This is a genomic window from Anaeroplasma sp. (assembly GCF_034179385.1).
GTDB lineage: Bacteria > Bacillota_I > Bacilli_A > Acholeplasmatales > Anaeroplasmataceae > Anaeroplasma.
In genome coordinates this window covers 1-16784 of sequence record NZ_JAXFPY010000044.1, presented here as the reverse complement: position 1 = coordinate 16784, position 16784 = coordinate 1, and the positions used below count along the sequence as shown (strand labels likewise).

19 protein-coding genes, 11 tRNA genes, 2 rRNA genes and 1 other annotated feature are annotated in these 16784 nt (G+C 34.4%); all 32 genes read right to left on the bottom strand.

The genetic code is table 11. The annotated features are described in order from the left end of the window. Window positions 1-1130 (bottom strand): NADP-dependent isocitrate dehydrogenase (locus SPJ17_RS03130; protein ID WP_321092666.1); only part of this gene is annotated, 1130 nt, incomplete at its 3' end. A gap of 188 nt (window positions 1131-1318) precedes the next feature. Further along, window positions 1319-2539, bottom strand: a complete 1221-nt coding sequence (tyrS, locus tag SPJ17_RS03125; RefSeq protein ID WP_321092664.1) for a tyrosine--tRNA ligase — start codon at window positions 2537-2539, stop codon at window positions 1319-1321. Window positions 2540-2582: 43 nt separating this feature from the next. After that, window positions 2583-2752 (bottom strand) — a binding site (T-box leader). Beyond that, window positions 2749-3747 (bottom strand): LacI family DNA-binding transcriptional regulator, encoded by a 999-nt coding sequence (locus SPJ17_RS03120; protein ID WP_321092662.1) that lies wholly within the window; start codon window positions 3745-3747, stop codon window positions 2749-2751. (Overlaps the previous feature by 4 nt.) A gap of 151 nt (window positions 3748-3898) precedes the next feature. After that, on the bottom strand, window positions 3899-4234 hold the full coding sequence (locus SPJ17_RS03115) for a DUF6054 family protein (protein WP_321092660.1): 336 nt from the start codon (window positions 4232-4234) through the stop codon (window positions 3899-3901). A gap of 34 nt (window positions 4235-4268) precedes the next feature. After that, window positions 4269-4883 carry a TetR/AcrR family transcriptional regulator gene (locus tag SPJ17_RS03110; protein WP_321092658.1) on the bottom strand — a complete coding sequence of 205 codons (615 nt, stop codon included), beginning with the start codon at window positions 4881-4883 and terminating at the stop codon, window positions 4269-4271. A gap of 292 nt (window positions 4884-5175) precedes the next feature. Continuing rightward, entirely contained in the window at window positions 5176-5532 is a 357-nt protein-coding gene (gene rplS, locus SPJ17_RS03105) for a 50S ribosomal protein L19 (RefSeq protein ID WP_321092656.1), read from the bottom strand. Between the two features lie 207 nt (window positions 5533-5739). Then, on the bottom strand, window positions 5740-5982 hold the full coding sequence (locus tag SPJ17_RS03100) for a hypothetical protein (protein ID WP_321092654.1): 243 nt from the start codon (window positions 5980-5982) through the stop codon (window positions 5740-5742). A gap of 135 nt (window positions 5983-6117) precedes the next feature. Further along, the gene (locus SPJ17_RS03095) at window positions 6118-6627 is read right to left on the bottom strand and encodes a hypothetical protein (protein ID WP_321092652.1); all 510 of its coding nucleotides are present in this window, start codon (window positions 6625-6627) and stop codon (window positions 6118-6120) included. 60 nt (window positions 6628-6687) lie between these two features. After that, the gene (locus SPJ17_RS03090) at window positions 6688-8022 is read right to left on the bottom strand and encodes a glucose-6-phosphate isomerase (RefSeq protein ID WP_321092650.1); all 1335 of its coding nucleotides are present in this window, start codon (window positions 8020-8022) and stop codon (window positions 6688-6690) included. Window positions 8023-8113: 91 nt separating this feature from the next. Continuing rightward, window positions 8114-8374, bottom strand: coding sequence for a NifU family protein (locus tag SPJ17_RS03085; RefSeq protein ID WP_321092648.1), 261 nt, complete (start codon window positions 8372-8374; stop codon window positions 8114-8116). Between the two features lie 2 nt (window positions 8375-8376). Further along, window positions 8377-9177 carry a YutD-like domain-containing protein gene (locus tag SPJ17_RS03080; protein WP_321092646.1) on the bottom strand — a complete coding sequence of 267 codons (801 nt, stop codon included), beginning with the start codon at window positions 9175-9177 and terminating at the stop codon, window positions 8377-8379. 49 nt (window positions 9178-9226) lie between these two features. Continuing rightward, window positions 9227-9682 carry a low molecular weight protein-tyrosine-phosphatase gene (locus SPJ17_RS03075; RefSeq protein ID WP_321092644.1) on the bottom strand — a complete coding sequence of 152 codons (456 nt, stop codon included), beginning with the start codon at window positions 9680-9682 and terminating at the stop codon, window positions 9227-9229. Between the two features lie 37 nt (window positions 9683-9719). Then, the gene (locus SPJ17_RS03070; protein WP_321092642.1) at window positions 9720-10886 is read right to left on the bottom strand and encodes a GGDEF domain-containing protein; all 1167 of its coding nucleotides are present in this window, start codon (window positions 10884-10886) and stop codon (window positions 9720-9722) included. A 26-nt stretch (window positions 10887-10912) separates the two neighbouring features. Further along, window positions 10913-11386, bottom strand: coding sequence for a 2-C-methyl-D-erythritol 2,4-cyclodiphosphate synthase (ispF, locus tag SPJ17_RS03065; RefSeq protein WP_321092640.1), 474 nt, complete (start codon window positions 11384-11386; stop codon window positions 10913-10915). Then, window positions 11379-12041, bottom strand: coding sequence for an IspD/TarI family cytidylyltransferase (locus SPJ17_RS03060; RefSeq protein WP_321092638.1), 663 nt, complete (start codon window positions 12039-12041; stop codon window positions 11379-11381). Before SPJ17_RS03060 ends, ispF begins: the two co-directional genes overlap by 8 nt. A gap of 4 nt (window positions 12042-12045) precedes the next feature. After that, the gene (locus tag SPJ17_RS03055; RefSeq protein ID WP_321092635.1) at window positions 12046-12552 is read right to left on the bottom strand and encodes a 5-formyltetrahydrofolate cyclo-ligase; all 507 of its coding nucleotides are present in this window, start codon (window positions 12550-12552) and stop codon (window positions 12046-12048) included. Continuing rightward, complete coding sequence (locus SPJ17_RS03050) at window positions 12553-14133, bottom strand: diguanylate cyclase (protein ID WP_321092633.1); 1581 nt, start codon at window positions 14131-14133, stop codon at window positions 12553-12555. After that, the gene (locus SPJ17_RS03045) at window positions 14130-14309 is read right to left on the bottom strand and encodes a hypothetical protein (RefSeq protein ID WP_321092631.1); all 180 of its coding nucleotides are present in this window, start codon (window positions 14307-14309) and stop codon (window positions 14130-14132) included. The genes SPJ17_RS03050 and SPJ17_RS03045 overlap by 4 nt, the downstream gene beginning before the upstream one ends. An 11-nt stretch (window positions 14310-14320) precedes the next feature. Next, complete coding sequence (locus SPJ17_RS03040; protein WP_321092628.1) at window positions 14321-15112, bottom strand: diadenylate cyclase; 792 nt, start codon at window positions 15110-15112, stop codon at window positions 14321-14323. 220 nt (window positions 15113-15332) lie between these two features. Then, a tRNA-Phe gene (locus tag SPJ17_RS03035) sits at window positions 15333-15408 on the bottom strand. 24 nt (window positions 15409-15432) lie between these two features. Further along, window positions 15433-15509: transfer RNA gene (locus tag SPJ17_RS03030), tRNA-Asp, on the bottom strand. Between the two features lie 4 nt (window positions 15510-15513). Beyond that, window positions 15514-15590, bottom strand: a tRNA-Met gene (locus tag SPJ17_RS03025). 9 nt (window positions 15591-15599) lie between these two features. Next, window positions 15600-15690: transfer RNA gene (locus tag SPJ17_RS03020), tRNA-Ser, on the bottom strand. 9 nt (window positions 15691-15699) lie between these two features. Continuing rightward, window positions 15700-15776: transfer RNA gene (locus SPJ17_RS03015), tRNA-Ile, on the bottom strand. 6 nt (window positions 15777-15782) lie between these two features. Further along, a tRNA-Met gene (locus SPJ17_RS03010) sits at window positions 15783-15859 on the bottom strand. A 40-nt stretch (window positions 15860-15899) separates the two neighbouring features. Continuing rightward, a tRNA-Ala gene (locus tag SPJ17_RS03005) sits at window positions 15900-15975 on the bottom strand. An 18-nt stretch (window positions 15976-15993) separates the two neighbouring features. Beyond that, window positions 15994-16081: transfer RNA gene (locus tag SPJ17_RS03000), tRNA-Leu, on the bottom strand. Between the two features lie 34 nt (window positions 16082-16115). Then, a tRNA-Lys gene (locus SPJ17_RS02995) sits at window positions 16116-16191 on the bottom strand. Window positions 16192-16197: 6 nt separating this feature from the next. Beyond that, a tRNA-Thr gene (locus SPJ17_RS02990) sits at window positions 16198-16273 on the bottom strand. Between the two features lie 20 nt (window positions 16274-16293). Further along, window positions 16294-16369 (bottom strand) — tRNA-Val (locus tag SPJ17_RS02985). A gap of 16 nt (window positions 16370-16385) precedes the next feature. After that, window positions 16386-16498, bottom strand: a 5S ribosomal RNA gene (gene rrf, locus SPJ17_RS02980). Window positions 16499-16542: 44 nt separating this feature from the next. Next, window positions 16543-16784 (bottom strand): 23S ribosomal RNA (locus tag SPJ17_RS02975); the annotation flags it as partial.

Here is a 16784-nt window from a genome sequence, read left to right as displayed (position 1 = left end):
ACTAAGCCAACTAAATCCTTAGTCATAGTACCCTGCATTAGGGTTTCAATAGATGCAGCCTCTAAATTGTCTGCAAATAAAACTAAATCCTTAAGGCCATCAAGCTCTCCTCTTTTTCTTAAGGCACCACTCCATGCGAATATAGTAGCCATAGGGTTTGTAGATGTTTCCTCCCCCTTTAAATATTTATAATAATGTCTCGTAACGGTACCATGAGCAGCTTCATATTCATATTTTCCATCAGGGGAAACTAAAACAGAAGTCATCATAGCTAAGGAGCCAAAGGCTGTAGATACCATATCGGACATAACATCTCCATCGTAATTCTTACATGCCCAAATATAGCCACCCTCACTTCTTATAACTCTAGCTACAGCATCATCAATTAAAGTATAGAAATATTTAATGCCTAATTTTTCAAATTCTGCCTTATATTCCTTCTCATAAATTTCTTCAAACATTAATTTAAATGTCTGATCATATTTCTTAGAAATAGTATCCTTTGTTGAGAACCATAAATCCTGTTTTGTTGAGATTGCATATTTAAAGCAAGAATGAGCGAAGGATTTTATAGAAGAATCCTTATTATATAAGCCCTGAAGTACTCCACCACATTCAAAATCATAGATGGTTTCTCTCATGATATTACCAGATTCACCAGTGAATACAAGCTCTGCCTTGCCTGGTTCTGTAATTCTAAATTCAGTACCCTTATATACATCACCATAGGCATGTCTTGCGATAGTAATTGGCTTTTTCCAATTCTTTACCTGAGGCTTAATTGGATCAATTAGAATAGGTGCTCGAAATACAGTACCATCCAAGATAGCACGAATCGTACCATTTGGGCTCTTCCACATTTCAGATAAATTGTATTCCTCTACTCTTTGCTTATTTGGCGTAATCGTTGCACATTTTACTGCAACACCTAATCTTTTTGTCGCATTGGCAGAATCAATCGTTACCTGATCCTTAGTCCTTTCTCTTTCCATTAATCCTAAATCATAATACTCGCTTTTTAAATCTACGAAAGGATAAATAAGCTCATCCTTAATCATCTTCCATAGAATACGAGTCATTTCATCTCCATCCATTTCAACAAGTGGAGTTGTCATTTTAATCTTTTCCATTTTCATTACCTCCGAAATCATAGAATTATTAAAATTCAATCTATTATATAAAATATATCTAGAAAACTCAATTCTTTTAAAATGTGAAAATGTGTACAATGTACTCATTTTTATAGATTTTTTCTAATTTTATTTTATAAGTTTTTAAAACAGTCAAAAAAAACTCCGGGTTTCCCCAGAGCTTATTCTTAGTATTTTAATAAAGCGTAAAGCTTTTTACCTCTTCTTAGGACAATATATCTACCTTCGATAGCCTTATCCTTAGAGAGTGTTGCTGCCTCATCTGTAACCTTTTCTCCATTCACTAATACAGCACCATTACGGATGAATTCTCTAGCCTCTCTTTTTGATTTTGCTAAATCACATTCGATTAATGCCTCAGCTAATGTATAATCCTTACCCATAACTAAAGGTAGGTCATTTTCTGTCATTTGGATTTCATCTGCAGTAAGCTCATTTACCTTACCGGAGAATAATGCCTCACTAATCTTTACTGCCTCAGTGTATGCCTCCTCCCCATGTAAGAAGGTAATTACCTCATGTGCAAGTGCCTTATGTGCTTCTCTTAGGTGAGGTGCAACCTTATTCTTCTCCTCTAATTCCATAATTTCTTCCTTAGATAGGAAAGTTAAGAACTTTAAGTAATCAATAACCTTGGAATCCTCACTATTGATAAAGAATTGGTACATTTCATATGGACTTGTCTTCTTTGCATCAAGCCATACTGCCTTACCATTGGTCTTACCAAATTTTGTACCATCCGCCTTCGTTAAAAGTGGCATAGTGAAGCCATATACTTCCTTGCCTTCTTTCTTTCTTGTAAGCTCGATACCTGCAGTAATATTACCCCATTGGTCTTGTCCTGCAACCTCAAGTGTAACATTCTTAGTCTTATTTAAATACCAGAAATCCAGTGCCTGTAAAATCATATAAGAGAATTCGGTAAATGTGATACCTTCAGATAATCTTCTAGCTACAATATCCTTATTTAGCATATAGTTTACATTAAAGAATTTACCATAATCTCTTAAGAAATCTAAGACATTAATATCCTTAATCCAATCGTAGTTATTTACAACCTCAAAGCCAAAGATTTTTTCAGCCTGAGCCTTTAAGCAATTAAAGTTATGCAAAACCTCCTCCTTTGTAATCATAGGACGCTCTGCGTCTGGCTTTGGATCTCCAATTAATCCTGTTGCACCACCAACAAGTAAAATTGGGTGATGTCCTGCATCCTTTAATCTTTTTGAAATTAAAAAGCTAGAGAAATGTCCTATATGTAAGGAATCTCCTGTTGGATCCGTTCCTATATAGAAGGTAAGTCCTCCTGCATTCAATTTCTCTCTTAATGATGGATCAGATACATCTTTAATTAATCCTCTCCATTCTAATTCTTCATAAATACCCATAAATAATTCCTCCTTTAAAATTAAAAAAACGCCCTTAGATTACTCTAAGGACGAATATTTCGCGGTACCACCTTAGTTCCATACATACGTATGGCACTCATTAAATTCCCTCCAGAATGTAATTCAATTTAAATTTTGTACTCATTTCCACCACCCATGAGCTCTCTATAGCTTAAAAATTCAAATCTACTTCTTTTCCTTCATCAGGATTATTCTTTTGTTGTTTCTCTTTCTACGATTCTATAAGGTAATAATACCTTAGATTCTTGAATTTCCTCATGCTTCATGAACTTAGTTAAAAGTCTCATAGAAACAGCTCCTATATCATACACCGGAGTATCCACGCATGTCAAGTTAGGTCTTGAAAGAATTGCATATTTTGTATTTTGTAAACCTACAACCTCACAATCCTCAGGAATCTTAAAGCCAGCCTTAATCATAACATTCATGAAAGAAACTGCAATAGAATCACGTACTGCAATTAAAGCTTCAATATTATTGTGCTTAATAAATTCCTGGAAGTGTAATGCATTAATCGATACATCACCAGATGTACGGAATACTAAAGGCTCAAGTCCTGCATCCTGCATAGCCTTTGTATAACCTGCAATTTTATGGAAATTAACAGAATATCTTCTTACTGTAGTTGCAAGATAAATATTCTTTTTACCCTTATCAATTAATTCCTTTGTAATATCATATGTTGCATTCTCATAATCGATACCTACAGCAGGAATATCCTTTTCATCATACATTGCATTACATAATACAACTGGAATCTGAGCATCTTGAATTAAGCTCATACACATTTCCATTTGAGATGGCTCTAGCTCATCATTTAAAAACAAGATACCATCCACCTGCTCTGCAACTACCTGACGAATCGTTTCTTTAATATCGTCGTTTTCTGCCATAGAGAATAATTTAATTGCATAATCATATTTTTTACTGATATCAATAATACCACCTAGTAGCTGTGCTGTTGCAGCTCTGGAAACATCTGCCATAACGATACCTACTGTGGTAGTTTTACGGCTCGCAAGACCTCTGGCGATGGCATTTGGACGATATCCTAATTCCTTAATTACCTTTAATACCTTTTCTCTAGTCTCGGGATTTACTTTTTCAGGATTGTTCATGACACGGCTTACAGTTGCTAAAGATACTTTTGCTGCTCCAGCAACGTCATAAATTGTTGTATTTGCCATTTGATACTCACCTCACGCGATATATAGTAATTGTATTATATCATAGCGAAAATTCATTTTCAATATTTCAAGCCTTCAAAATGTAAGCGTTTTTGAAATAATATGTAAATAACATTGTAATCTCTATGTAAAAAATGAAAGAGGACTAAAATTAGTCCTCTAAAATCTCAAAACCATCATTTATAAGGATTCCTGCAATGGATTTTGTCGCAGACTTTTCAGTCTCGAAATCAAATTGTAAAACGGATGTTTTTCCCCCTGCAGCAATAATTTCAACGGTGGTCTCATTTTCTCTTTTGTCTGATATTAACGTAATGGAAAGATCTGAACCAATTCTATGATAATATCTTTCAAAAATCAATAGGGTTATACTTCCCCATTTCGTAGGAAATACTCTCTTATACACCCCTGAATCTGTTTCGACCTTTACATCAATTAGTCTTTCAATATCAACAGCTTCTTCCTTACGTAAAACTAGTTTCTTCATCTTTACCCTCAATGAAAAAGAGCCGTATCCCTTTTTAAAAATTCTTTTCTAATAGCTTTGACCAACCAGCATCATAGAAGAAATAAATACTCCTCATATAATCGATTGCCTGTTCCTTAGTATAATGCTTACGGAAGATTTCTGTAATAGCATCAAATAAGGCAACATTTAATAAATGCGTAATATCTGCAATAATTTGAGGATTCTTAATTTCTTGCTTAATACTATAAATATAGTTTAAAGTGTTCTTTGTTGCAACATCAATAAGCTTATCGATAAAATTCTCATATGGAGAGCCTGTGCCCTTGTTAATAATTAAATCAAAGGAATCATAATTATCAAACATAGTATCAATAATAAACTTCATTGCAGATGTATTATATTGTTCTTCTTCACTTTGAATTTTTGCATTTTCTTTAATAGAATATGAAGCATTAAAGTTCTCAAATTTTTCAAATACACCATTTACTGAATCTCCTACGATATATTCGAATAATTCTGCCTTATCTCTGAATCTATTATATAAAGATCCTGTAGTTAAGCCAGCCTTACCCGAAATGTTTCTCATAGAGGCATCAACATAACCTAATTCTAAAAATTCGCGCTTTGCAACTTCTGCAATTTTTACCTTAATTTCATCATCCTTCATACTTTTTCCCTCTTCTTTCGTTCATTTTATTTTTTCTACTTCAATAACAAGGTATTGTAGCGTGCTATTCGAACAAAATCAATATATGCCTAATATGCCTTAACATTTTGCTCGATTTTTTAATAACCAAATAAAATTTTTGTCGCACTTCTAAATTGATAGTCAAACTATCATATCTTTCGAATTTTATATTACAGTGTTTTATAATAATTGTCAATAGTGTTGTTATTCTTTCTATAATTTCCCATAATTTAAAAAAACTGCTAGAGTTTCCTCTAACAGTCTTCCTTGATTATCGACGTTCCTTAATACGAGCAGCCTTAGCTGATAATGTACGGATGTAATTTAACTTAGCACGACGTACTTTACCTTTTCTAACTACTTCAATATGGTCAATAGATGGTGTATGAACAGGGAATGTACGCTCAACACCTACATTGTAAGAAATCTTTCTTACAGTGAATGTCTCAGAAATACCAGAACCCTGACGCTTAATAACTAAGCCTTCGAATACCTGGATACGATGAGTATCACCTTCGACAATCTTAACATATACCTTTACAGTATCACCAGCACGGAAGCTAGGACGATCCTGAAGATATTCAGCTGTAATCTCATTGATTAAAGCCTGACCCTTTGCATTTGCCATAGTATATCTCCTTTTACTTAACATGATTCATAGCCAATAAATCCCAATTGCCAGCGGAATGATGTGCTTTACTGCATAAAACAGCCCTTAAATTATACCATATTACTTTTTAATTTCAAGTAAAAAATAATTTTTTTCGATAATATATAGTATTTATACTACCAATTTATAAAAGTAATCAAAAAATCCTCAAAATGAGGATTTTTCTTAATCAACTAAGAATGTTGGCTTGCCATTAACGAAAATAAATACAAAGTCAATGATTTCAAGAGCAAATCCTAGAGGTCCTAAAACAAATAGAATTGCACCAATCAAGTTGATAACCTTTGAAGTATCGTTAATGAACTTAAATAATCTATATAAGAAGCCAAAGACCCAACCCCAAATAGGGAAGAATATGAAAATCTTCATGCCCTTAGATAAACCATCAATCCAATTAATGAAACCCATAACTTTATTCCTCCTTTTTCAAAACAATGTCATTATATGTCATTTTAAAACACATTTCAATAATATATGTAACCAAAACGTTTTTATAAACAAAATCATATCTTTTTGTACGTTTCCTGTAAGGGATTCGAATATTTATTTGGTTGTAGAGCCAAAGCCACCATTTCTAACTTCAACAGTATCATCATCTAATGTAATACCATATTCTACAAAAATACCCTGCATAAAGCCTTGACCTTTTTTAATTTCTAATGTTTTTCCTTCATTAGAATCATTCGTTATTTTTGCAAAAATATGACCTTCATTATCTGAATAATAATAATCGGAATCAATGATGCCTACTGTATTATTTAGCTGTAATCTATACTTGAAGCCTAAGCCGGATCTTGGGTATAGCTTAAGTACATAATTTTCTGCCATGGATACCCTGATGCCGGTTGGAACCTTAGTGGTCTCACCTGGCTTTAGCACAATATCAAATGGCGCAAAAAAATCATAGCCCGCAGAGCCTTTGGTTGCTCTTTTAGGTAATAAAATGTCATCATAAATCGATAGAATTTCCTCATTATTTTTATCATCAAAACTCTTTAAGTATTGTTCCTTAGAAACCTTATAAAACTTTGCAATTCGCTTAAATTCTGCCATAATTATCATCCTTTACTTTCTTCATTTAAAAATAAAGGACGGTGTATCCGTCCTATTATCTTACTTTCCAAGCTTAGCTAATAGCTCAGCTTGCTTCTCTTCATAGCCTGGCTTACCTAAAAGGGCAAACATATTCTTCTTATATGCTTCAACACCTGGCTGGTTGAATGGGTTAACACCTAGGGTATAGCCGGATACACCACAAGCATATTCAAAGAAATATACCATATAACCAAATGTATATGCAGATACATTCGATACAGTTACTCTAATGTTAGGTACTCCACCCTCAACATGAGCAAGTAATGTACCCTCCATTGCCATCTTATTTACATAATCCATAGACTTACCAGCTAAGAAGTTTAATCCATCAAGATTATCCTCTGTTGCAGAAATCTTAACCTCTTCTACTGGATTTTCAATATTTAATACCGTTTCGAATATTGTTCTTTCGCCATCCTGAATCATTTGGCCTAAGGAGTGTAAATCTGTAGAGAAGGAAGCACTTGTATTCCATATTCCCTTATGATCCTTACCTTCAGATTCACCATATAATTGCTTCCACCATTCAGCGAAATAGCTTAATCTTGGCTCATAGTTTACAAGCATTTCAAGCTTCTTGCCAGAACGATATAATACGTTTCTTACTAAAGCATACTGTAATGCTTCATTCTCCTCGAAATCAGCATTCTTATATAATTCACGTGCATCAGCTGCACCCTTTAACATTGCATCAATATCAATTCCTGCAACAGCAATAGGAAGTAGACCTACTGCAGTTAATACACTGAAACGTCCACCAATGTTATCAGGTACTACGAATTCAGGATATCCTTCAGCATCAGCTAAAGTCTTTAATGCACCCTTCTTCTTGTCTGTAGTTGCATAGATTCTTTCCCTTGCACCTTCCTTACCATATCTTTCCTCAGCATATGCCTTAAATACACGGAAAGCAATGGCAGGCTCTGTTGTAGTACCAGACTTAGAAATGACATTAATAGAGAAATCCTTATCCTTAAGGTAATCAATTAGCTCATATGCATAGGTAGAGGAAATCTGGTTACCAACAAAGATAACCTCAACACCCTTTTGGTTGAAATATTTCTTCATGAATTCAATTGCTGCACGAGCACCTAAATAAGAACCACCAATACCGATAGCCACAAGTACACTAGAATTCGACTGAATCTTCTTTGCTGCAGCCTTAATTCTTGCAAATTCTTCTTTATCATAATTTACTGGTAAATCTAACCAGCCTAAGAAATCATTACCTGCACCAGTTTCTTCATTTAAAACCTTTTGTGCAGCTAAAACTTCCTTTTTAACCTCGTTATATAAGGCCTCATCATAAAAGCCCTTTGTCTTTGATACATCTAAAATCAATTTCTTTTCCATTAGAAAATCCTCCTTGAAATCACCTTATACATTATAGCATTACTGAAAATAAAAATAAATAAAAATCTCCCTAAAAGGAAGATTTCAATTCTTAAATTGAATCGATAACGTTTTTAACGCCAATTACCTCAGGAACATATTCCATAAGTAATGCCTCAACACCATCGGTTAAAGTGGAATCTAGGGCACCACAATCAACACATGCACCCATCATTTTTACATAAACGATGCCATCCTCGAATTTTACTAATTCGATATCTCCACCCTCACTATTTAAATAAGGACGAATCTTTTCTAATACCTTATCAATATCCTTTACTATTTCTTCATTTTCTCTAGCATTATTTTCCATAGCTACTTATCCTTACCCTTATCCTGTCGATTACCATTAAAATTCTTATTCTTTTTATAATGATTCTTGTTTCTATTAAAGTTCTGATTTTGCTTTTCCTCAGAAGAATCAATTTTTACTCTATTATCGCCCTTTGGCTTATTGCTATTATTAAACTGCTTAGGCTTATTATCCTTAGGATTCTTCTTTTTATCCTTCATATCCGGTTTTCTTCTATCCTTCATCTTTGATGGATCAAAGCCCTCAGAGGCAGATACAAAGGTTTGTGTTACAACCTTTTCCTCTACTTCCTTATTGCCCTTCTTATTTTGATCCTTAGAATCATTATCCTCTACTAAATCCTTAGGTAATTCTCCCTTAGGAATCGAATTGATCTTTCTTGGGTCAATAACAATATTTGGCTTACCCTTTTGCGATGGCTTAAGCACTAAGGATTCCTTATCGAAGTTTTCCTTAGTCATAGGATGAATCGTAATACGATCATCTTCTGTATCTACAGGCTTACCCTCTTTTTCAAGACGTCTATATTCAGCCTCATTCTTGATTCTCTTTAAGATGTAGTATGGGCAACCAAAGGCACAGGATATTTCTAAATAATCTTCAATAAATCCATAATAATTATCGCTCTTAGGATCTGTATTAAATCCCTTTAGTCTTAGGATTTCTGATGAAATATCGCCAACTATGTACATGTTCTTATCGAAGTATTCCTCTAAATATTTTGATTGGAATGCTTCTAAATTGAATGCTTCCCTGTAATTTTTTACAAGCTCAAACATTCCTTTTACACATTTAAATACCATATTTTTTTCACCGCCACTATTATACACTATCCATAGGATAATTCAAAGTTTATTTCTTAATAAGATGGTTATAAAATGCATTTAACCCAAGCATTATATCAGAATAGGTCTCCTTAAAGTTTCCTGTGTACCAAGGATCCCTTATATCTCTATTTAATCCAGCATATTCTAATAAATTATGTATCTTATTTTTAGGGTCATTTGGAATCACATATCTTAAGCCCCATCTATTTTCCTCATCCATTAAAATTATGTAATCAAATGAATCATAATCCTCATATCTTATTCTTCTTGCTCTTTTCAAAGAGCAATCAATTCCTAAGGAATTTAATATTCTTTTTGTGCCACTATGAACAGGATTTCCTATTTCCTCACTTGAGGTTGCACAGGATTCAATATAAAAATTATTCTCTTGTCCATTTCTTTTTACCATATCCTTAAATAGGAATTCTGCCATGGGGCTTCTACATATATTTCCATGACAAACAAAAAGTACACGTATCATAAAACCTCTTATAGAAAAGCTGAGGAATCCTCAGCTTTCATCCCATATTTTCTTGTTTTCTTTTTTCTTTATCTAAATACATTTTCTTATCGATATCATTCATTAAATCATCAACGTTATATTTCTTTAAATCAGCTTTAGAATAGCCTATAGAAATCGATAATTCATAAGGAACCACATGTCCTTTATTATATACATTAAATTGTCGATTTATATTATGCACAACCTCGTTGATAATAGCATCGACCTGTGTATGTAAAATAATAATAAACTCATCACCAGCATATCTTATAACCGTTCCATAGCTTCCTACAGCAACCTTAAGGAGTTCACCTGTTTTTATTAAAGCATTATCTCCCTCTTGATGACCATATTTATCATTGATTTGTTTAAAGCCATTTAAATCTAGCATCATTGCTGTATATTCTGCTTTTCTATCTGAAGCGTTCATTTTCTTTTTTAAATAATCTAGATAATATCTATTATATAGACCTGTAAGCTTATCAAAGAATATCAAATCATTTTGCATGCTCATTAGCATTCCACATACGGCTAGGGAAAATCCAACATAAATTGTTGAAATGCCATAGAATAGAATTTGGAATAGAATTCCTGTCGCAGCAGATAAATAGAATACCCAAATTGGGAAGAATTTTAATAACCCACCACTTCTTTTAATTCTAATATAATTAAAAAGTGGATCTATAACGAAAAGTGGAACAGCGAATAAGAGATTGATATAATATCCTATACCCACTCTATGATATATTCCATCACTATCTACACGAAATATATATGGAACAAAGCAATTAATGATAATTGCAATTAAATAGGCTACAAAAATCCCTGCTAAAACATATAGTCTAGTCTTTTTTACATATCCACTTAAATGGCCAATAACAAATATACTCCAGCAGCAAGACATGATAATGTTTCCTGTAAAGGTTATCGTGTTACCAATCAAATTAAAGGCTCTCGTAAAATCATTTTGCGGAAAAATTCCACTTCCGCCATCGACTAAGGAAACAAAAGTCTCAAATATACAGCATAGGGAAAGGACAATAATTAAGATTAATAAAGATAGTCCATCTGTGCTTTTTATTTTAATTCTTGCCATATTGCTGAATGCACATATAAATAAAACCAATAGTGCAATTCCATTTGCAACAATGATTTCTACCATATTAATAGAATTGGAAAGCATGGAATCACCTCCATTAAAAATAATTTTTAATCCTCAACTAAGCAAACACATTCACAGGCTAAAGCCTTTCCTTCTCCAATAAAACCCATCTTTTCCCAGGTTGTCGCTTTAACAGATACCTGGTCTTTTCCTATATTTAACAATCCCGCAATGCTTTCTTGAATCTTTAATCTTATAGGAGCAATTCTTACATTTTGGGAATAAATAGTTAAATCTAAATTATTGATATGAAATCCTAAATCAAGAACTCTTTGATAGCATTCCTTTACTATAATCTTTGAATCCATATTTAATGTTTTATCACTATTATCCGGATAAAATGCACCTAAATCTCCTAAAGCTAAGGAGCCAAGTAAGGCTTCTGCAACTGCATGTAATACAACATCCGCATCACTATGCCCCAATAATCCTAAGGGATAATCTACTAAGATTCCACCCAGGATAAGCTTCCTATTTTCTACAAGCTTATGCGTATCCCACGCATGACCGATTCTAATCATAGATTTCCCTCCATAGCAATAATGCTAAATCATAATCAAGCTTTGTTGTAACCTTAAATATAGTATCCTTAGCTAAAACAAGCTTTATTTCCATATCCTTATAATATTTTTCAATTAAGGAAATATCATCTGTAGCACTATACCCATCCTTAAATGCTTTTTCATATACATCTAAGAATAAGGATTTTTTCGCGCATTGTGGTGTTGATGCAGCAATTAAGCTATCCCTATTTAAGGTATTTAGTTTTTTATCCTCTAAGGCTTTAATCGTATCCTTTACCTTCGTGTAGGTAAGAATAGGAGCCTCCTCTAAAGAGGTGGCTAGAATATCATGGATTAAATCCTTATCCACAAACATTCTAGCAGCATCATGAATCATAATATAATCCCCTGTTGCTACCTTTAATCCATTATAAACAGATTCCCCTCTAGTTTTACCACCAAGAGTGTATTTTACATTTCTTTTCTTCAAGACCCTTGCTATTTCTTCCTCATCCTCTTTTCGAATAACACATATTACCTCAAAGCCAAAGGATAAGAAGGTATCTAGAGGATATTCAAATAGATATTTATCACCAAAGGGTAATAATACTTTATTTTTTTCATAACCCATTCTCGTGCCTTTTCCAGCCATTAAAAGAAGGACACTTACCATAAAATCACCCCGAATAAACGATATCTAATACTAAATCATAGCTATCCATATCTATATCTAAAATAGCATTTGAATAAACAATTCCAATTTTTAATCCTTTATATTGAGATAAATACCTATCATAATAGCCCTTGCCATAGCCTAATCTTTGATTTTTCAAAGAAATGGCAACGCAAGGGATAATAAAGCAGTCAATTTCATCTCTATTCTTTATAATACCTTTAGGCTCCTTTGTATGAAAGGGTCCATCTACTAAAGGATTATCTTTACTATATTTAACAAAGGATATTCCTTCTTTTGTTATAGGTAAATAAAATTCTTTATCCTTATAATAAATTGTAAGAGGTAATAGATTCATTTCCTTGCCTATAGGATAATATATACCTATATGCTGAAATGGCTCTAATATTTTAGAGGCAATAATTTTTTCTATTACATCCTCTTCTATTTGTTTTATAGATACTTCTTTTCTTTTTTGAAGCGCATAGCTTCTAGCTTCTAATTTATTCAATTATTTCACATCCTTATAGAATGCGTAAGAAGATTTAAATTGTGGATTAGAGGCGTATTTTAACGCATATTTTGCGTTATTTAAGGTCTCACGTCTATTACCTGGGTCACTAGAATATGCAATACCCATATAAACCTCAGTTGCAACCTTTTCGCTTGCATAGGTCGCACTAACATGTAAGATCTTTTCTTCATTTCTTAAGGAATTCTTTAAAGCTTCCATACGATTATAGCTTGTAATGATTGCTACAAATTCTAAACCAGAAACACGGTAGATATAATTATTTGTAACATAATTGCTTTTAATATATGCTACATATTGGCTTAGCATCATATTACCTACAGGTCTTCCATATTTTTCATTGATTTCAGGAATAGATGCTACCTTGAAATGAGCAACCATGAATACATTATTTTCGTCACTTAATAATTGCTTATAGCGATTCATTAATTCTGCTTCTGTACCTATGGAATCTAAAATTGTATTTGTCTTTTCAAAGCGGAAGTCATCGATGACATTCATAATACCACAAAATTCTACAGTATTATTTTGGCAAATCTTTTGGCCGATCTCCTTAATATATACATAATGGCTTCCTGTATTATAGCGGTATGTAACCTCGTAATCTCCACCACGATTATTATTCAATACATTTTGGTAAAGTGCTATATCATCTGGATGCATATTCGAATAGAATTCCTCTGCATCTAGGGAATTTCCGTTTAAGGATAGTTTTTCAACTAAAACATCATTCAACCAAATGGAATGATTCGTAATATTATTAAAGAATATACCATCATTTGTTTTATAAAGAAGGGTTGTAAAACGACTACGAATTAAATCTAGCTCACCCTGAGCCTCAGACAAATCTTTTTCCATTCCCATTAAGGATTCCTCATCCTTCATCTCGCCCATTAAAAGTCTTCCTTGATAGGAACCACGACTAAATATAGGATCTTCAACAAAATAGAAGGAACCTTCTTGGCCATCATCGGATTGAATATTGATTTCAAGTGGGGTTTTAACACCCTCCTCTACTCTTTTATCATAGCGGTAGAAAAACTTCTTTAAATCGTTTTTTAAAGCAGCTTCCTGATTCATTCCGATGATTCTATATTTTTCTTCAATTACATCAAAGAAATTCTTTCTTAAGGCTTGTCCTTCTTCAATTCCTAAATTTGCTAAGAAGCAGCTAGAAATGACCTTTACTCTATCCTTCTTATCTAAGAATACAAATAATTTAGTTTCATCTAGGGATGTTGTCAAAGTCTTTTGGAATTTTTCATTTGTGATAGAAAAATCAATTGTACTGAATAATAGTGCAAAGGCAGCAACCTCGATGGTAATCATGCAAATATAGGTCCATATTAAATAGGCATCATTCCCTATAGCTTCATTCTTCTTTTCTATCTCTCCAAAAAAAACTAATAAAAGTACTGCAGTAAAGGTATTGATTAGAGATAATACTAATCGCACCTTTAAAAATCTTCTTTTAACTAAGCACTGTAGTAAGACAATGATAACAACCAAACCAGCAAATATAACAGGTATAATTGGACTTTGGCTAATATAACGTATCATTTTCTAAATAACTCCTTATAGTAGAATAAAAACAACATTGCGCAAGTAATTAAAAGTGCAATAGCAAGCACAACGATAGGCTTTACAAACTTACTCGTATTTCTTTGAGCTTTTGTACGTAATAGGATTGTAAAAGGGGATGTTAAAATTTCAATTATAATATTTAATACCTTCATATTACCCCTCCTTATGCTATAGTCTTACCTAAGTAAGTACTTAAGTATTCGATCAATTCGTTTTTATTGTTCATGCTTTTCATAAATCCTGAGTTTGCAACATGAACATCACCAGTCTCCTCAGAAACAATTATCGTTAGAGAGTCCGTAATTTCGGATACACCAATACCAGCTCTATGTCTTGAACCAATGGTTTTATCTAGGTCAACCTGGGTTAGTGTATAATATGCAGCAGCACAGACAATCTTGTTACCACGAATGATTACACCACCATCGTGAAGTGGAGAATCCTTAATAAAGATTTGTTCCAATAATTCTCTTGAAACATCCGCATTTAAGGAAATCGCACGTTCTGCATATTGTTGTAAGGAATAATGCTGTTCAAATGTGATAAGCGCACCAACCTTTAAGGATGCCATATTGAATACTGCTTCTGTTACAGCTTCGATTGTTGCCTGTGTTGAGGAAACAACTAAAGCCTTTTGCTGGTCAGAGGATTTTGGTTGAACTTCCATAATCTTTCTTAATTCGGGAGCAAGTATAACAACTGCAATTGTAATATAACAGCCAACAGCTATTGTATAAATTGGTTTCGCAACGGATAAATCTAACCATTCAGAAACTAAATAGAAGCCAATAATGATTAAGCCAATAATGATTAAGTTTAATGCCTTTCTAATTTTTAAGGCGGATAAAACCAAAACAGATATGATCATTAGGGTTAGCCAGCCATCAAGAATCATCCTTGCAACTAGGTTATCTTCAAAAAAATTTTTAATTATATTAAAAAAATCTCCAAACATTTGAAATAACTCCTTTCAAATATAGTACTGCTTTTATTATTATACACGAAAAAGATAAAGAACGAAATAAAAACAAAAGTAAAACCTATAGAAAAATTCAAAAATCGCGTATCTTTTTATCGAATATGCAAAGGAACAAGAGATTTAAGAGATTAAAGAGAAAAAAAACACTGAACAAGTCAGTGCTTATCTATAAGAAAGGTAGGTTTGAAAATAAAAATGGTGCCTCAGGGCGGGATTGAACCGCCGACACCAGGATTTTCAGTCCTGTGCTCTACCAACTGAGCTACCGAGGCAAATATTCAATTACAAAACCTAAATGGCGGTCCGGACGAGACTCGAACTCGCGACCTCCGCAGTGACAGTGCGGCATTCTAACCAACTGAACTACCGGACCATTTTGGTTGCGGGAGAAGGATTTGAACCAACGACCTCCGGGTTATGAGCCCGGCGAGCTACCAGACTGCTCCATCCCGCGATATATAAGTGGCGGAGAAAGAGGGATTTGAACCCCCGCGCGACTTTCATCACCTGTCGGTTTTCAAGACCGATCCCTTCAGCCTCTTGGGTATTTCTCCATGTAATAGTGGTGGATCCAACAGGACTCGAACCTGTGACCAACCGGTTATGAGCCGGTAGCTCTAACCAACTGAGCTATGGATCCAGAAATTGGTGGCTTCGGAGGGGGTCGAACCCACGACCTTCCGGGTATGAACCGGACGCTCTAGCCAACTGAGCTACAAAGCCATTTTCTTGTCCTAACAAATCTACCTATTTTATAAAAAAATGGTGGAGCTTAGCGGGATCGAACCGCTGACCTCCTGCGTGCAAAACAGGCGCTCTCCCAGCTGAGCTAAAACCCCATCATTAATTAATAAGGTTGGTGCCTCGGGCCGGACTTGAACCGGCACGCCGGGTTAGGGCATGGGATTTTAAGTCCCACGTGTCTACCTATTTCACCACCGAGGCATACAATTAAGTAATGATATTAAATTAAAATGGATGGTGGCTCCGAAGGAATTCGAATCCTTGACCCACAGATTAAAAGTCTGTTGCTCTACCGGCTGAGCTACGGAACCATTTCATGGTGCCGACTATAGGAATCGAACCCACAACCTACTGATTACAAGTCAGTTGCTCTACCAATTGAGCTAAGTCGGCAGACTTAGAAGATTATAAGATGGTGGAGGACAACGGGCTCGAACCGCTGACCCTCTGCTTGTAAGGCAGATGCTCTCCCAACTGAGCTAGTCCTCCATGTTTCAAAGAGAGAGCCTGGCAGCTTCCTACTCTCGCACGATCGAACGTACTACCATCGGCGTAAAAGTGCTTAACTTCTGTGTTCGGGATGGGAACAGGTGTGTCCACTTTGCCATCGCCACCAGACCTTTTCTTTGAAAATTAGATAAAATTACAGTCAATTGAAATTTAAGGTTAAGTCCTCGATCTATTAGTACTGGTCAGCTCGAACATGTCACCATGCTTCCACACCCAGCCTATCAACCTTATCGTCTATAAGGGATCTTACGAATTGGGAAATCTCATCTTAGAGGAGGCTTCGCGCTTAGATGCTTTCAGCGTTTATCCTTTCCATACGTGGCTACCCAGCTATGGCCCTGGCAGACCAACTGGTGCACTAGCGGTATGTCCATCCCGGTCCTCTCGTACTAAG

Bases quoted from the DNA above. Each gene is read 5' to 3' on its own strand.
- tyrS (WP_321092664.1), bottom strand. From the start codon at position 2,539: ATGGGTATTTATGAAGAATTAGAATGGAGAGGATTAATTAAAGATGTA.
- SPJ17_RS03120 (WP_321092662.1), bottom strand. From the start codon at position 3,747: ATGGCAAATACAACAATTTATGACGTTGCTGGAGCAGCAAAAGTATCT.
- SPJ17_RS03115 (WP_321092660.1), bottom strand. From the start codon at position 4,234: ATGAAGAAACTAGTTTTACGTAAGGAAGAAGCTGTTGATATTGAAAGA.
- SPJ17_RS03110 (WP_321092658.1), bottom strand. From the start codon at position 4,883: ATGAAGGATGATGAAATTAAGGTAAAAATTGCAGAAGTTGCAAAGCGC.
- rplS (WP_321092656.1), bottom strand. From the start codon at position 5,532: ATGGCAAATGCAAAGGGTCAGGCTTTAATCAATGAGATTACAGCTGAA.
- SPJ17_RS03100 (WP_321092654.1), bottom strand. From the start codon at position 5,982: ATGGGTTTCATTAATTGGATTGATGGTTTATCTAAGGGCATGAAGATT.
- SPJ17_RS03095 (WP_321092652.1), bottom strand. From the start codon at position 6,627: ATGGCAGAATTTAAGCGAATTGCAAAGTTTTATAAGGTTTCTAAGGAA.
- SPJ17_RS03090 (WP_321092650.1), bottom strand. From the start codon at position 8,022: ATGGAAAAGAAATTGATTTTAGATGTATCAAAGACAAAGGGCTTTTAT.
- SPJ17_RS03085 (WP_321092648.1), bottom strand. From the start codon at position 8,374: ATGGAAAATAATGCTAGAGAAAATGAAGAAATAGTAAAGGATATTGAT.
- SPJ17_RS03080 (WP_321092646.1), bottom strand. From the start codon at position 9,177: ATGGTATTTAAATGTGTAAAAGGAATGTTTGAGCTTGTAAAAAATTAC.
- SPJ17_RS03075 (WP_321092644.1), bottom strand. From the start codon at position 9,682: ATGATACGTGTACTTTTTGTTTGTCATGGAAATATATGTAGAAGCCCC.
- SPJ17_RS03070 (WP_321092642.1), bottom strand. From the start codon at position 10,886: ATGCTTTCCAATTCTATTAATATGGTAGAAATCATTGTTGCAAATGGA.
- ispF (WP_321092640.1), bottom strand. From the start codon at position 11,386: ATGATTAGAATCGGTCATGCGTGGGATACGCATAAGCTTGTAGAAAAT.
- SPJ17_RS03060 (WP_321092638.1), bottom strand. From the start codon at position 12,041: ATGGTAAGTGTCCTTCTTTTAATGGCTGGAAAAGGCACGAGAATGGGT.
- SPJ17_RS03050 (WP_321092633.1), bottom strand. From the start codon at position 14,133: ATGATACGTTATATTAGCCAAAGTCCAATTATACCTGTTATATTTGCT.
- SPJ17_RS03045 (WP_321092631.1), bottom strand. From the start codon at position 14,309: ATGAAGGTATTAAATATTATAATTGAAATTTTAACATCCCCTTTTACA.
- SPJ17_RS03040 (WP_321092628.1), bottom strand. From the start codon at position 15,112: ATGTTTGGAGATTTTTTTAATATAATTAAAAATTTTTTTGAAGATAAC.